The sequence below is a fragment of the Haemophilus haemolyticus genome (assembly GCF_003351405.1).
GTDB lineage: Bacteria > Pseudomonadota > Gammaproteobacteria > Enterobacterales > Pasteurellaceae > Haemophilus > Haemophilus haemolyticus_N.
Genome location: NZ_CP031240.1, coordinates 1,554,767 through 1,570,432, shown reverse-complemented (window position 1 = coordinate 1,570,432; position 15,666 = coordinate 1,554,767). Strand labels below are relative to the sequence as shown.

The following is a 15,666-nucleotide window of genomic DNA, read 5'->3' as shown; positions in this document are numbered from 1 at the left end:
TACTAATTTCCAGCACGAGAATAACGTGCAATAAAAAATAATGGATGATAAGTTAACCGCACTTTACCCGATGGCAACCTAAAAGCCTGTAAGTAATCATCAATAAATTTGTTGAGATTTTTTCTTGTCCAATTTTTCTGGTTAGTCGCTGTTACACCGGTATATTTCAGATGTTTGAGTACATCTAATGGCGTATCAAACTCTAGTATTACATTAACATCGTCATGCCATAAAAGCTCAAAATCATTAGCTAACCAATTTTTCCATTGAGATAAATTCGGATAACTTAACCCCACATTCGTCATTTGGCGAATCTCCTTTAAATTATCTTCACCAAAGGTCGTTATCGCTAATAAACCATTAGGTTTCAATCCTGTTTTACAATGAGAAATAAAATTGTCAGGATGATGGAACCACTGTACAGCTGATGCACTTGCAATCAAATCAAATTGTTGTTGAAAAGGAAAGATCTCTGCATCACCACAATAAAAATCAAAGGGTTGAATCAGCTTTTCAGCGAGTAGAGAGCGCACATCACACAAATCATTAAATAACCAATAATTGGCTGAAATCTGTTTCTGCAACAAGGTACTCAACATACCGGAACCGCAACCTAGCTCCAATACACTATCTAATGACCCATTTGGTAAATAGTCTTGTAAATGCATCATTAACTTAATATTCATTTTTTGTTGAATTAATGCATGTTCATCATAACTATTTAAGGCTTTTTGGAAGGATTGTTGAATACGTGATTTATTTACGGAAGTTAATGATTCCATAATGCCGACCAGTGGGTAAATCTTGAAAACACATAGTGCTCTCCCTCTATTTCCTGAACCGCACAACGCGATGCCCAATATTGGTGCTGATTAGCCGGCATAAAAATTTTATCGCGAGAACTAACCCATGCATTTGTCCAGTGAATAAGATCTGTGCGTTTATCCTGCTGAATCATCGCAAAAAGTGCGGTGAGTTCTTGATGAATTTCATTAAATGGTCGTGCAGAAAATTGTTGATAACGTTCAAAAGATACTTTGTCACCACAGATTCTACGTTCAAACTTTGAACGAGTATTTTCTGTGAGATTATCTAACGTACCTTTAAAAATAGCATAGGGAATACCAAAGCTATCATCACAAGGTAAACCTGTGCCATTCACTGCTGTTGCTGATTGTAAGGTGATTCCTTGTAATACTCGCTCAGCCACCCAAACACCCATCGACCATGCCACTACACGAATTTGCTGATAGGCAGAAAAATCAAAATCTAACTTCAAATCTTGATAATCGTAGCAAATTAATAAATTGTGATTTGTTGGCAAAATCAAATGAGCTACAGAATCAAGAGGTGTCCCCCAACCAGCAAAATAAACTATTAAATGCTCACCTTGATGATCATAAAATTTCGTTTTCACATTATTTCCTTATAAGCATGCCACAAACTGTTTTACTTCATCCATTGTCATATCTGCCGTCAAAGATAATCGTATTCTGGATGTACCTTTTGGTACTGTCGGTGGTCTAATCGGCAAGCAATAATAACCTTGCTCTTGCAGAGCTTTCGCCTTAGCAAGGGTTGCTTCATTCTCGCCTAAAATATAAGGAACGATGCAAGTTTGGCTTAGCATTATTTGCGTTCTATGCTCCACTTCTTGGCGTAAAAATGCACTTAACTGCTCAAGATGCGTTCTTTCTTTTGAAAATTGTGGCAATCGTTCAAAAATAAAATGAGTCCACGCCACATTAAACGGCGGAAGTGCGGTTGAAAAAATCAATGGACGCATTTGATTAATCAAACACTCTTTTAATATTTTATCACAGACGACATAAGCCCCCATTGAAGCTAAGGCTTTGCCAAAAGTGCCAACCAATAAATCTATATCAGCTATCACATTAGCTCGCTCAGCAATACCTAATCCGTTTTTACCATAAACGCCTATTGCATGGGCTTCATCCACATAAAGATAAGTATTTGGAAACTGTTTTTTTAATTGAACAAGATAGTTCAAATCAGCTACATCGCCATCCATACTAAAAACCGATTCCGTCACAATAAAAGTGCGGTCAAATTTTCCAGCATTTTTTTCGAGCAGACTCTTTAGATGTTCATAATCATTATGACGATAACGAAAGAACTCACATTGGCTTAAACGGATGCCATCAATCATACTGGCATGCACTAATTTATCTGCCAAAATTAAACTTTTTGTTGTAGTCAATGCTGGTAAGATGCCGAGATTAGCATGATAACCACTATTAAATAATAAAGCACTTTCTCGTTGGAAACGTTGAGCAATAAGCTGTTCGAGATCGGTATAAATAGGAAAATTTCCTGTTAATAAACGAGACGAAGAACTGGTAAAAGAAGGGAAATTATCGCCATATTGCTGTAAAAAAGACTGGCGCAAATTTTCATTTGATGCCAAACCTAAATAATCATTAGATGACATATTCAACATTTTGCGATTTTCTCGCGTAATATATCGTCCTTGATGAACTAAGTCTGGAATTGAACGATATTGATTTTGTGTGCTAAGCTGTTCCAGTTGCTGTTTGAAAGCATCCATTTTTTATCCTAATGTTCATATTCCTGAGTTAAAGCCAGAATCATGCCTTCTGTTAATTTCTGAAGTTCATCATCTTTAATCACAAATGGTGGCATCACATAAACCAATTTTCCGAAAGGTCGAATCCAAACACCTTGTTCCACAAAACGTGGGACTAAAGTTTTCATATTTACCGCACTTTTCATTTCAACCACCCCAATCGCCCCTAATACACGAACTTCTTTGACATAATCTTTTTCAGCTAAAAGCGAAAGCTGTTGTTTCAAGGAAGATTCAATTCTCTTAATATTTTTCTGCCAAGGACTTTCCAATAATAAACGGATAGATTCTGCCGCTATCGCACAAGCCAATGGATTTGCCATAAAAGTGGGGCCGTGCATAAAGCATTTAGCCTCACCGCGACAAATAGTTTGTGCAATTTCAGTGGTCGTAATGGTTGCCGATAAAGTCAAATAACCACCTGTTAAGGCTTTACCAATACACATAATATCTGGCGAAATCCCAGCATGCTCGGCTGCAAATAATTTCCCGGTGCGGCCAAAACCTGTGGCAATTTCATCAAAAATTAGCAATACACCATATTGTTTACAAAGCGCTTGCGCTTTCACTAAATAAGTTGGCGAATAAAAATACATACCACCCGCACCTTGCACAACAGGCTCTAAAATAAGTGCGGCGATTTCGCTACCTTTTTTCTTAAGTAAATCAGCTAAAGGTTCAATCACACCATCATTCCAAGATTCATTAAATGGAATATTGGGTTGAGGAAGAAAATATTGTACGGGCAGACTATGATGAAATAAATGATGCATCCCTGTGGTTGGATCACACACTGACATCGCATTCCAAGTATCGCCATGGTAACCAGAACGGATGGTAGCGAATTTTTGCCGTTTTACTTCCCCTTGAGCGTGCTGATATTGAATAGCCATTTTCATCGCCACTTCTACAGCAACAGAACCACTATCAGCAAAAAAGATCTTATCTAATCCATTTGGCAAAATTTGTACCAATAGTTGAGCTAATTCCACCGCGGGTTCATGGGTAAAACCGCCAAACATAATATGGCTCATTTTTGCCAACTGATTCTGTGCCGCTGCATTTAAACGAGGGTGATTATAACCATGCAATGCCGCCCACCAAGAAGACATACCATCAATCAAACGACGACCATCTTTTAAGATTATTATCACGCCATCTGTACGTTCTACCGCATAAATCGGCATATCAGAAGAAACTGAAGAATAAGGATGCCAAATATGTTGTGTATCAAAAGCTAAAAGTGATTGTTCATCCATCATTCATTTACCATTAAAAACTTATTCGTATCGCAAGGCTGCGGCAGGTTCTACTTTCGCAGCTCGATACGCAGGGTAAAGAGTAGAAAGTAAAGAAAGCAACAAGGAAAATCCAATGACAAAAATCATTTGAATAAAAGACAATTCTGTCGGTAAAAAAACACCTTGTGGATTTACCGCACTTACAATCTCCGTTAAGTTCAAGGTGACTAAAACACCTAAAATACCACCGAGCAATGTGCCAACAAATCCCACCAGTAATCCTTGATAAATAAACACTGAACGCACTTGGGATTTTGTTAAGCCCTGAGTTTGCAAGATCGCAATTTCACCTTGTTTATCCACCACCATTAAACTTAAAGAGGTGACAATATTAGAAATCGCCACGACAATGATCAAACTAATCAGCAATCCCATCATATTTTTTTCCATTCTCACCGCTTGGAAAAACTCACCTTTTTGTACGCGCCAATCCGTGATTTTTTGTGTTGGGAAATGTTGTGGGAGTTCTGTAATTTGGAACGGATCATTCAGAAATAAACGATAGCCCTGCGCTTGCTGAGGTTGAATACGCATTAAGCGACCAATATCTGTAATATTAGCAAAGGCTTCATAACCCGATGCTTCGCCATAGTCATAATAAATATCGCTAACCGTAAATAAACGCTGCATTGGCACGCGACCGAATGGTGTATATTGGCTATTTTCCGTAATCATCAAACGGATTTTATCTCCAACATTCACGCCCAATTTTTGCGCCAGTTGATCGCCAATTACCAGTTTAAATTCCCCACTAGGCAAAATTTCATTAAATTTAGCCTGATCAAAAGAATCAACCAAAGGATCATCAGAAAATGATTGAATACCAATGATTTGTCCTGCACTTACGCCTTTTGTCGTTTGGTAAATCACATTTGTTGTATTGATCGGCACCGCTTTTTGGACAAAGTACGGTAAATTTTCTAATGTTTTTTCTGTAGAAATAGGCTGTTCTTCACTCACAATCGCGTGAGGAATGGAAGATAGCACCTGTTGTTTTTGATAACCTTCTAATCCATTCATCACAGAAAGCACGATGATCAATGCCATCACACCTAGCACAATCCCCAGGCTTGCAAGATTAGTCACTAATCGCCCAAAACGATCCGCACTTTTCGCACGCCAATAACGTAGCGCAATATAAAGAGAAATAGGAAAATTCATTATTTTTGATTGAATTGTTGTACAAATTCTTCGATGTTTTGCATTACTTTGCCAACTAATGTGGTCACTGCACTATCGCTCGCCCAAGCAATATGTGGGGTGATAATTAAATTAGGCATAGTTTTTGCAGCTAACATTAACGGATTATCTTTTTCTGGCGGCTCTTTTATCATTACATCCAAAGCTGCTCCGCCTAAATGCCCCGTTTTTAACGCATCAACTAAGGCAAGTTCATTAATCAAAGGCCCACGTCCTGTATTAATCAAAAATGCACCTTTTTTCATTTTGGATAAAGTTTCTGCATTAATTAAATTCTTTGTTGTTTCAGTTAATGGGCAATGCAACGTCACAATATCCGCTTGTTTTAATACTTCCTCAAAGGGTGTATAACCTTCACGGCAAACAGTGGCGTCTTTATGTTCTGCATAAAGCACCTTCATTCCCACGGCATTAGCCAAACGTCCCACTTCTGTCCCTAAGCAACCTTTACCAAATACGCCCAACGTCGAACCGCGCACATCTGTAATTGGGTAATTAAAATAACAAAATTGTTTACTTTCCACCCATTTTGCTTCCGTTTGATCGCGTAACCAACCTGCCAAACTATGTTTTAAAGAAAAAATCAGACCGATTACGTGTTCTGGTACGGTTGTGCTGGAATAACCTGTCACATTACGCACGGCGATGCCCATTTCTTTTGCAGCCACAAGATCAACATTATTGGTACCGGTTGCAGTAATTGCAATCAACTTTAACTTAGGTAATTGTTTTAACGTTTCTCGATCAAAAATGACTTTGCTCGTAATAACAATATCAGCATCTTTCGCTCGTTCAATCGTTTCGGCAGAAGATGTATGCTCATATTCAATCCAAGTATGCGCAAAACTTGGACGAGGAATAGAGATATGTTTAGGGATAGCCGTACTATCTAAAAAGACGATATTCATCATTTCTACTTTTATATACAAAGTGATCTGCCCCCCAAAAGTTGGACAGGTTAGTTAACTTAAATATTAAGCTCGGTATTGCACTGGGCTCAATCCTTTGAAAGCAAGTTTAATTCGTTTTTGGTTGTAATACACTAAATATTCTTCAATTTCAGCCTGCAATTCAGCGATTGAGTAATAAGTCCGAGAGTGGGGAGCAGATCACTTAAGCCGATTATTTATCTAATTGAACAGGAAGAAATAAACTTAATGGACGTTTTTTCACAATTTGACAAACTTCATACCAAATTGGCCACCAGCTCTCAATTTCCGCATTCAAAGAACGCAGTGCAACCCAAAGCGTTAATGAAAAACTGACAACTAAATTCACTAAACCAATCAACAATACAAAACCAATGCATTGTAAAAGCAATAAATAGGTGAATTGTCCGCTCACTGCAATATAGCCTACATTCGCAGATGAAAATGCCACATGACGAATATCTAACGGAAGGTGCGTTAAGTAACCTACCACACCGGTAATCCCAAGCAACATACCAAAGCAAAGGTTACCGATAAGCGAGCCATAATTCTCATGCATATAATTAGCAAATTTAACGCGAGATTTCTCAGACATTAATTTTTTCAATAACGGATGTTGGGTTAAACGCATACGCATATTCAAATAATTGCTGCGGTTATCAAAATAACCCGAAATAATCCCTGAGCAGAATAACCACACCCCCGCAATGGCTGCAAACCATAAGGTTCCCGCAAAAGGATCAATGCTATGCAACTGATAAGCAATTTGATCAGCATTCATCAATGGCTCACCTGTTTTATATTGGTAACCAAACGCAATCAATGCGGCTAAGCCCATCGCAATGAGGACATTACCTAGCACCGCAATACTTTGAGAGCGAAATACATCCACTAATAATTGAGCTAATTTCATATTGACGCTTTTACCTTGAGGCGTTTTCTCAACAGCCTCAGCAAAACGGGCTGCAGTCATGGCAGGCTGTTTCGTCGCTACCGTAAAATGCAACATAAAGATCACCATAAAACCTAAGCCGTAATTTAAGCCTTCGGCAACCCCTTTCCAGACTTTGTCATCAATAATGCTACCTAGATAGATTTTAAATAGCGCCATCAGTGCAATTAATACACCACCACCTGCCGCAGAATAAAACATTGCCCAATACTCTTTTTTATCTCGAGTAATGTAATGCTCGCCGTGATCGCCCGCATTTTGGGTAATGCTACGTGAAATTAATCTAGAGCTTTGTTTCCATAATCGGGTAATGCTATGTTTTTCTGCTGCTGTGCGGGCAAAACAGCCAGTTAATAATAATATTCGGCGTGGTAAATAGCGATTTGAAACAAAAATCGCCATCAAGATTTCTAATCGTTCTAAGGTCTGAGAAAGACGCTCCAATAAATAAGCCGTATTTAAAGAAGAGCCCACCACTGCTCCACGTTTTTGCAAACGCTCAACCAATTTTTTACATTGGCTAAACATTACCTGTAAATGGCTATCATCAAAAACGGTTGATTGGCGGTGCGCCTGTAACCAATTCACCACTTCATGGTGCAATGCCACAAAAGGGGAATCTGCATTCAACAGAGAAGGCTCCATTCGCATCAGCTCAGGATCCATATCTTCAGCAGCAATCCAAATTGAAAGCATCTCAATGGCAAATAGCCCTTCACTTTCAATATGATTTTTTAAACGCTCACGATCTTTTTGTTCTGTACAACGGGTTAAGACGCCAAATACGCCTCGCCACGTTTTTAAAGGAACGGCATCAATCCAGCATGCATCATTTTTATCACTAAATAATAAATAAAAAATATCACGTAAATCATTAATATCTTTAAAAGAGGGGTTAAAACGCTCATAAATACGCGTTTTCATCTCCTGTCCAAAACCGCCACGTGTAAGGATACCGCTACTAATAAACAAGGGGTAAAGGCGTAAACTACATAACCAACCACATAATAATTTCGAAACAGAATAGCCTAATTCTTTATCGTTCTTTAAGATAAACTTAAACAAATGCAAGGTCGGAGCAATTTTTTCTGTGGGGCTGCTACGTAATGATTGGCACAAGCCCTCTACGAGACCAAAGGCATCGTTTTCCGCCACTTTGTTACGCAAAAATTGAGGTAAGGTATCGATTTTAATCATGAGCTTCCGCCTCATATCGTTTATATTCAAATGCGTGACATTATACAGCGCTGTTGGATAAAGTAAAAATTAGCGGAAAAAGCGATCTGCCCCAAAAAAAGTTGGACAGGTTAGTTAACTTAAATATTCTTCGATTTCAGTCTGTAATTCAGCAATTGAATGATAAGTCCGAGAATAAAAGCACTCTGATTTTAATATTGCAAAAAAACTTTCAAAAAAGCTTGAGCGAGGCATTTTAGCCACATGAAGTAAATCATTTAACGCATGGTCTGGCTTCAATCTTTCAATAATTTTTCTTTTTTCTGTCGTTGTTTTTGACGGTCGAGCGCCTCCAACTCCTTTAGGTAAGCAATCTCCGCACGAGCTAAGGCAAGTTCTCGCTGCAGCTTTTTAAACGTTTTAGGGGAAAAGTCTGTGGTTTCTGGAATTTCAATGTCTTTCTTTTTCATCTTTGGCTTCACTATTTTCGGTGTTTGAAGGTTTGTATAAGGCGATTTTACGCCATCAAGCCCTCTTTCCCGAAATGCTTTTAGCTAATAAATGACGAGAGCATGGGAAATTTGGTGAAGTTTAGCCACCTCACGGATACCATAATCCTGTTCGGTAACGAGTTTGATAATTTTCAAACGAAATTGATAAGAGTAGGACATAATCTGCACCTCAAAATAGGTGTCCAGGTTTTGGGGTGCAGATCAAAGTGCGGTCAAAATTAACCGCACTTTTGCTTAAATATTTTCTTAGATTGAGGTATCCAATTCTGGGAAAGATTTTACTAAATCATCGATCGCTTTCATTTGAGATACAAAGCCTTCAAGAGCAGAAAGAGGCAAGGCAGAAGGGCCATCACATTTCGCTTGATTTGGATTTGGATGCGCTTCTAAGAATAAACCTGCAATGCCTACTGCTAAACCTGAGCGCGCTAATTCGGTTACTTGTGCGCGACGGCCACCTGATGCAGCCCCAAATGGATCACGGCATTGAAGTGAATGGGTTACATCAAAAATAACTGGGCTGCCCTTAGATGCTTTTTTCATGACGCTGAAGCCAAGCATATCCACAATTAAATTATCGTATCCAAAGTTTGTTCCACGATCACAAAGAATGATTTTATCATTACCACATTCTTCGATTTTTTCCACAATATTACCCATTTGACCCGGGCTTAAAAATTGTGGTTTTTTAACATTAATCACTGCGCCTGTTTTTGCCATCGCTTCAACGAGATCTGTTTGACGTGCCAAAAAGGCTGGAAGTTGAATAATATCTACAACATCAGCAACAGGCTGACATTGATAGATTTCATGTACATCGGTAATAATTTTTACACCGAACGTATCTTTTAATTCTTGGAAAATTTTTAAGCCTTCTTCCATACCTGGGCCACGGTAAGAATGAATAGATGAACGATTCGCTTTGTCAAAAGAAGCTTTAAACACATAAGGCACGCCAAGTTTCTCCGTCACTTTCACATAAGCTTCACAGACTTGCATCGCCATATCACGACTTTCAAGTACGTTCATTCCACCAAAAAGCACGAAAGGTTTGTCATTTGCAACATCAATATTGCCAATTTTTACAATTTTATTTTGCATAAATTTTCCTTAAATCAATGGAGGGCAAAAGAATCTTTATCAATCTCGCCCTTAAGTTCTAAAAGTTGAGTTCGGATTAAAGCCGCAGTTGGGTCTTCCGGACAACGTTCCACAAAAAATTCTAAATCTTTCAATGCTGAAGGATAGGCACCCATCTGAGCTAAAACTAAACCGCGATCACGGATGTGATAAGGATCTTCATCATTGCCAATCAGTAAATTCTCAATATAACGGTATGCCATGTCGTTATGTTCTTCGCGGATGAGCGCATTCTTCGCCAATTGCTCAAAACGAGAATAAAGTAAAGAAAGATCGGCTCTATCAAGTTCTTCAGGTTGAATTTGCACACCAAAACCAAATGCCCCTTCATAAAGTTGCTGTAATTTTTCTTGCGATATATAAGTGCCATCCCAAGGATCAATAAAAGCCACTTCATCTCTTACTTCTGCACGTAAAATGAGCTGTGTTGGGAAATTTACCGGGTAAATCGGCAAATCCAATACCTCGGCTAAATAAAGTACAATTGCCCCAAGCGTCACTGGCATTCCTTTGCGATGCTCCAACACATAAGGCAAATATAAATTGCGTGCATAGAAATACTCTTCTGAATCACAATGAAAGCCCCAATCACCATAAAATAGCTGTAATAACTGATGAATTTGCTCTTCTTTCGGCCAATCTGGCGAAATTTCTTTACGTGCTCGACGTACAAGCCCGCCAATTTTTCCCCGAATTTGCGCTTCTGATGATCCATCATCTGAGATAGTATTATAAAAATGCACAAATTGATCGTATAACGCACGTCGATAATATTTCATTACTTCTTCCAAAAACCTAAAGTGACGCGCTCATTGTCGCCATAATCACGCACGGTTTCAACCATTTCCCAATGATTTTCTAGGAAAATTGACCGCACTTTTTCGCCTTGTTGCCATCCGTGTTCAAGCAATAATGCGCCATTAGAATTCAAATAACTTGGCGCTGATTCAATAATATGACGTAAATCAGCATAACCCGCATCATTGGCAACTAATGCAGAAAGAGGTTCAAAACGCACATCGCCTTGACGTAAATGTTCATCCCATTCATCAATATAAGGCGGGTTGCTGACGATAAGATCAAACTGTCCTGTTATATTTTCAAACCAACGGCTCTGCAAAAATTGTACATTTAGCTTATTTCTTTCTGCATTGGATTGGGCTAAGGCCACAACATCGGGCATAAGATCAACACCAATTATTTCTAATGAAATTTGTCGTTTTTGACAAATAGAGGAAAGCTCCGATGCTAATGCTAACGCGATAGCACCTGTGCCAGTACCGAGATCAAGAATACGAAAGTGCGGTGGATTTTCTTGTAATTTGTCTAAAGCAATTTGTAATGCCTTTTCCACTAAAATTTCCGTGTCTGGTCTTGGAATCAAAGTGCTTTTTGAGACATTTAATGGCAACGACCAAAATTCTTTTTCACCAAGAATATAAGCGATAGGTTCGCCTTTTAGACGACGATCTAAAAGTGCGGTCAATTTTAACCGCACTTTTTCATCAATCTCGGTATCATCAAAAGCAAGGATTTGCGTACGCGATTTGTCCGTTGCGTGTTGAAGAAGCACAAGTGCATCAATTTTACTATTTTCAGTGGGATTTTTTTGTGCCAAATCAGCAATCGCTTGTGCCAGCCATTCTTTATAATTCATTATTTTTCGTCTTTTAACACAATTGTGCCAGCCACTAAATCCGTTAAAGAACGGCGATCATCGCGCACAAGTGCAACAATACCGCTAATAATCAATAAGAAACTCGTCCATGCTAACAAAATATCAATAATCTCACGGCCGATGTATTTACCAAATTCAACAGGCTGATTGGTATGATAATTAAATACACGCAAGCCTAACCAGCGTTTTGCCATAGTTTGACCATAAGTTTTCATGAAATATAACTGAAAACCAGCATATACAATCGTCCCCACTACACCGGCAAAATCCCCCAATGCAAAACCGAGACCAACCATCACCCAAAGAACAAGCCCATTAATCATACTCGCAAGCCAGCGTTTAAAACGGCTCGCTTGAGCGGGTTGAGAAGGCTTGAAAGCAGAAGAAAATTCAGCATCTTTTTGATTTTCAATGATCATTTTATTTCCCTGTAAAGTTAAAAAGGACATCTGAAATCAGATGCCCCTATCATTAATTCTGTTCAGACAATGCCGCCAACTGATCCGCTTGATATTCGGTAATAATCGGCTGAATCAGTTCATCAATTTTACCATTCATCACTTCATCCAAACGATAAATAGTGAGATTGATACGGTGATCTGTAACTCGACCTTGCGGATAATTATATGTACGAATTTTATCAGAACGATCGCCCGAACCTAATAAGTTACGGCGCATATCTGTTTGTTCTGCGGCTTGGCGTTCTTGCTCTGCTTGAACAATACGTGACGCTAATACCGACATTGCTTTCGCTTTATTTTTATGCTGTGAACGCTCATCCTGACATTCCACCACAATACCTGTTGGAATATGTGTAATACGCACCGCAGAATCCGTTGTATTTACGTGCTGACCACCAGCGCCTGATGAGCGATAAGTATCAATACGTAAATCTGCAGGATTAATTTCTGGCATTTCAGACTCTGGCAATTCTGGCATTACCGCAACAGTACAAGCAGACGTGTGGATACGCCCTTGTGATTCTGTTTTTGGTACACGTTGCACACGATGACCGCCAGACTCAAACTTTAACTGACCATACACACCTTCGCCAGTGACTTTAACAATCACCTCTTTATAACCGCCTTGCTCACTTTCGTTAGCACTTAGCATTTCTACACGCCAGCGTTTACTTTCTGCATAACGGCTATACATACGGAATAAATCACCCGCAAAAATACCCGCTTCATCACCGCCTGTTCCCGCACGGATTTCTAAATAGCAGTTATATTCATCATTAGGATCTTTCGGCAGTAAAAGAATTTGAAGTTGTTGTTCCACTTCTTCAATTTCCGCTTTGGATTCTTCGATTTCCATTTGCGCCATTTCTTTCATTTCAGGATCGTCGAGCAATATTTCTGCTTCTTCAATATTTTGATTTAATTGCGTCCAACGATTAAAACATTTCACCACTTCTTCAAGTTGCGAATATTCTTTAGAATACGCACGGAATTTATCCTGATCACTAATTACAGAAACATCGCCCAATAAGGCTTCTAGCTCTTCATAACGTTCTTTTAAACTTTCTAATTTTGCAATAATGGAATCTTTCATCATTTATAAGTCACCGAAAATAAAATCGGCGTATTCTAGCCGATTTTAGGGAAAATTGACAGCGAAAAGGAAATTAAGAATCTCATACGCTTTGTTAGTGACTTACTCACTATTTATTAGTTTCTTCTTTTTGATTGAGTTCTCTGTATTTATCACACCCTTCTTGACTGCGTAAATCGCAAGCATCGCCAAAGTATTTTTTGGCTTTGGATTTATCTTTTTCCAACTCACCTAGCTTAATTAACACTTTCGGATCTTTACTTAACACCAACTCTTCTTTAATCGCTTCGATTTTTTCTTGAAGATCGGGCTGTTTTGGCAAATCATCACGACTAAGAATATTCAATTTTAAATCGGTAATATCCGTAATTTTTTTATCTTTGCAAGTCAATTTTCCCTTACATCTATCCAACAATTCTTCAACCATTTTTTCATTCTTTGGCGTACCCAAACCTAATAAATAAAGCGTAGCTAAATTTTGGTAAATATCAATCCCTCTACCTCCAAATACTGTATATAGAAAATCCGATGTATTATTTATTTTGATATTTTTGTAAGCTTCACTATACCAATAAAATGCTTTCTGCCAATCTTGTTGCACAGCATCACCATAAAAATAAGCACTTCCCAAATTTGCTTGAGAGACTGGAAATCCTGCTTCAGCATTTTGGGTAAATAACATCATTGCACTTAACTTATCTCCTTTAGCAGCCAAGATGGATGCCTGGACCCATTTCGCACGATAACTTCCTAATTGAATAGCTTTTTCACGATATTCATCTTTTCTTTGCTCATCTAAAACAGCTAATTGAAGATAAGCTTCCGCATAATTTTGTGCTGCCGCTTTCTCATACCATTTTTTAGCAAATTCTTCTTGATCATTACTTTCATAGATTTTAGCTAACTGAAATTGTGCAGCTGGATAACCTTTTTCTGCTAACACACGCAAACGCTCAGCAGGGAATTGGCTTAATTCATTACGAGCTTTTTGATCGTTATAATGCTGTTCACGCTCTAATAAACGTTCTAACTTCCGAATTTCTGCCTGTTCTGGGTAATATTGGGTAAAATACACCGCTCCGCCACCAATCACCGCCAATAATAAAACAGCTAAGGTTAATTTTTTCTTCATTATTTTGCATCCTTATTAAACTTATAATTAAATAAAACACAATTTCTACTCGCCAATATGAGCTGTAAACGTGTTATTACATCTTTCCTCTATTTAACTTGCCATAATATTCACAACCCCGTTGTTCACCATTATTGCAAGCCTTACCAAACCATTCTTTAGCTAAAGATTTATTTACTTGAATACCTTTTCCTAAAAGATATGAGAATCCCAACATAAATTGAGCCTGTGCATCTCCCAGCTCCGCCGCTTGGCGATACCACCTCACCGCTTCAACATCATCTTGTTTTACGCCGAGTCCCTTATTATACACCAAGCCCAATTGCAATTGAGCCAGTGCAAGTCCTTGCTCCGCCGCTTGACGATACCACTTCACCGCTTCAACATCATCTTGTTTGACGCCACGTCCATCTTCATACATCGCGCCCAATTTCAATTGAGCAGCCGCATCTCCCTGCTCCGCCGCTTGGCGATACCACTTCACCGCTTCAAAATAATCTTGTTTGACGCCAAGTCCATTTTCATACTCATTTCCCAAAAGAACTTGGGCGATCGCATCACCTTGCTCAGCCAAGGGTTGAAGAATTGCCAACATCGCTTTGAAGTCTTTTTGCTTATATAGCTGCTCAACTTGAATCATTTGGCTTTGTTCTATTGCCCAAGCTGTAGATTGAAAAGAAAATACAGAAGCACCGAAAAGTACGGTGGTAAGAAGTGTTTTTGTGAATCGCATAGAAATCGTCCATTTATTAATCAACAATTGAAACAACCAAATGTTTTTTGTTTGGCATTATGTTTTGTTGTACTCTCTGTAAAGGGAGTACAACAACCCGTATACTAGGTGTAAAATGATTAAAAATTGGTCTATTCTAGCCGATTTTAAGGAAAATTGACAGACGCAAAATCTGCCTAAAAATGACCGCACTTTAGATGCGAGTAACATCAAATTTCGCTAAATCAATTCGCTCTTCTGTGCCATAAAAAATAGCAAGAGCATGGCGTAACATTTCCGCTCGTTTTGGTAAACCTTTTTCCGCATAGGTTTTCACTTGCTCATACACGGCTTGTTTAAAAGGCTGTGTATCGCCTGGATTGCCATTCAAATTATCCGCACTGGCAAAATAACGGAAACCTGCCGCCGTTGCCAAAATCCATTCTAATGCTTGCGGTTTAACTTCAACTTTTTCAAAATCACGCTGACGTTCTTCAGAACGTCCATCTGGCTCATACCAATAACCAAAATCTTCTAGTTTACGACGTTCTTTGCCTGCCACTAACCAATGGGCAATTTCATGCAATGCACTGCTGTAAAAGCCTCGCGCAAAATAAATCGCGTTATAAGGCACTTCATCATTTGCGGGTAAATAAATGGGCTCATCACCACCTTTGACTAAGCGAGTGTTGTATTCCTCTTCAAAACATTGATTAAAAATCGCGATAATATCTTCTAATTTATGTTCCATGGTATCGACTCCTAAAAAACC

General features: G+C 38.7%; 16 protein-coding genes and 2 pseudogenes. All 18 read right to left on the bottom strand.

The features are described 5' to 3' along the window. Positions 1–2: 2 nt before the first annotated feature. Entirely contained in the window at positions 3–782 is a 780-nt protein-coding gene (gene bioC / locus DV427_RS07835; RefSeq protein ID WP_114891927.1) for a malonyl-ACP O-methyltransferase BioC, read from the bottom strand. Beyond that, positions 770–1,417, bottom strand: a complete 648-nt coding sequence (locus tag DV427_RS07830) for a DUF452 family protein (RefSeq protein WP_114891926.1) — start codon at positions 1,415–1,417, stop codon at positions 770–772. The genes bioC and DV427_RS07830 overlap by 13 nt, the downstream gene beginning before the upstream one ends. A 9-nt stretch (positions 1,418–1,426) precedes the next feature. Further along, positions 1,427–2,569, bottom strand: a complete 1,143-nt coding sequence (gene bioF / locus DV427_RS07825) for an 8-amino-7-oxononanoate synthase (protein ID WP_114891925.1) — start codon at positions 2,567–2,569, stop codon at positions 1,427–1,429. 8 nt (positions 2,570–2,577) lie between these two features. Continuing rightward, complete coding sequence (bioA, locus tag DV427_RS07820; protein WP_162790315.1) at positions 2,578–3,867, bottom strand: adenosylmethionine--8-amino-7-oxononanoate transaminase; 1,290 nt, start codon at positions 3,865–3,867, stop codon at positions 2,578–2,580. 21 nt (positions 3,868–3,888) lie between these two features. Beyond that, complete coding sequence (locus DV427_RS07815; RefSeq protein WP_114891923.1) at positions 3,889–5,070, bottom strand: lipoprotein-releasing ABC transporter permease subunit; 1,182 nt, start codon at positions 5,068–5,070, stop codon at positions 3,889–3,891. Then, positions 5,070–6,017 (bottom strand): 2-hydroxyacid dehydrogenase, encoded by a 948-nt coding sequence (locus tag DV427_RS07810; protein WP_114891922.1) that lies wholly within the window; start codon positions 6,015–6,017, stop codon positions 5,070–5,072. Before DV427_RS07810 ends, DV427_RS07815 begins: the two co-directional genes overlap by 1 nt. Before the next feature lie 66 nt (positions 6,018–6,083). Further along, a pseudogene (locus tag DV427_RS07805) lies at positions 6,084–6,170 on the bottom strand (IS3 family transposase); the annotation flags it as partial. Between the two features lie 61 nt (positions 6,171–6,231). Further along, positions 6,232–8,187 (bottom strand): site-specific recombinase, encoded by a 1,956-nt coding sequence (locus tag DV427_RS07800; RefSeq protein ID WP_114891921.1) that lies wholly within the window; start codon positions 8,185–8,187, stop codon positions 6,232–6,234. A 114-nt stretch (positions 8,188–8,301) separates the two neighbouring features. Next, positions 8,302–8,421: an IS3 family transposase gene (locus tag DV427_RS09690; protein ID WP_083071876.1), complete on the bottom strand. Its 120-nt coding sequence runs from the start codon at positions 8,419–8,421 to the stop codon at positions 8,302–8,304. A 41-nt stretch (positions 8,422–8,462) separates the two neighbouring features. Next, positions 8,463–8,837 (bottom strand): annotated as a pseudogene (locus DV427_RS07790) (transposase). 87 nt (positions 8,838–8,924) lie between these two features. After that, positions 8,925–9,779 (bottom strand): 3-deoxy-8-phosphooctulonate synthase, encoded by an 855-nt coding sequence (kdsA, locus tag DV427_RS07785; RefSeq protein WP_005629022.1) that lies wholly within the window; start codon positions 9,777–9,779, stop codon positions 8,925–8,927. Positions 9,780–9,793: 14 nt separating this feature from the next. Continuing rightward, positions 9,794–10,597 (bottom strand): SirB1 family protein, encoded by an 804-nt coding sequence (locus tag DV427_RS07780; protein ID WP_114891919.1) that lies wholly within the window; start codon positions 10,595–10,597, stop codon positions 9,794–9,796. Further along, positions 10,597–11,475 carry a peptide chain release factor N(5)-glutamine methyltransferase gene (prmC, locus tag DV427_RS07775; RefSeq protein WP_114891918.1) on the bottom strand — a complete coding sequence of 293 codons (879 nt, stop codon included), beginning with the start codon at positions 11,473–11,475 and terminating at the stop codon, positions 10,597–10,599. The genes DV427_RS07780 and prmC overlap by 1 nt, the downstream gene beginning before the upstream one ends. Further along, positions 11,475–11,915 (bottom strand): RDD family protein, encoded by a 441-nt coding sequence (locus DV427_RS07770; protein ID WP_005644900.1) that lies wholly within the window; start codon positions 11,913–11,915, stop codon positions 11,475–11,477. Before DV427_RS07770 ends, prmC begins: the two co-directional genes overlap by 1 nt. 52 nt (positions 11,916–11,967) lie before the next feature. Further along, entirely contained in the window at positions 11,968–13,050 is a 1,083-nt protein-coding gene (prfA, locus tag DV427_RS07765) for a peptide chain release factor 1 (RefSeq protein ID WP_032803489.1), read from the bottom strand. A 109-nt stretch (positions 13,051–13,159) separates the two neighbouring features. Next, complete coding sequence (locus DV427_RS07760) at positions 13,160–14,182, bottom strand: tetratricopeptide repeat protein (RefSeq protein ID WP_114891917.1); 1,023 nt, start codon at positions 14,180–14,182, stop codon at positions 13,160–13,162. Positions 14,183–14,258: 76 nt separating this feature from the next. Then, positions 14,259–14,915 (bottom strand): tetratricopeptide repeat protein, encoded by a 657-nt coding sequence (locus DV427_RS07755; protein ID WP_114891916.1) that lies wholly within the window; start codon positions 14,913–14,915, stop codon positions 14,259–14,261. A 193-nt stretch (positions 14,916–15,108) separates the two neighbouring features. Further along, positions 15,109–15,645, bottom strand: a complete 537-nt coding sequence (locus tag DV427_RS07750) for an elongation factor P hydroxylase (RefSeq protein WP_114891915.1) — start codon at positions 15,643–15,645, stop codon at positions 15,109–15,111. Between the last annotated feature and the right edge of the window lie 21 nt (positions 15,646–15,666).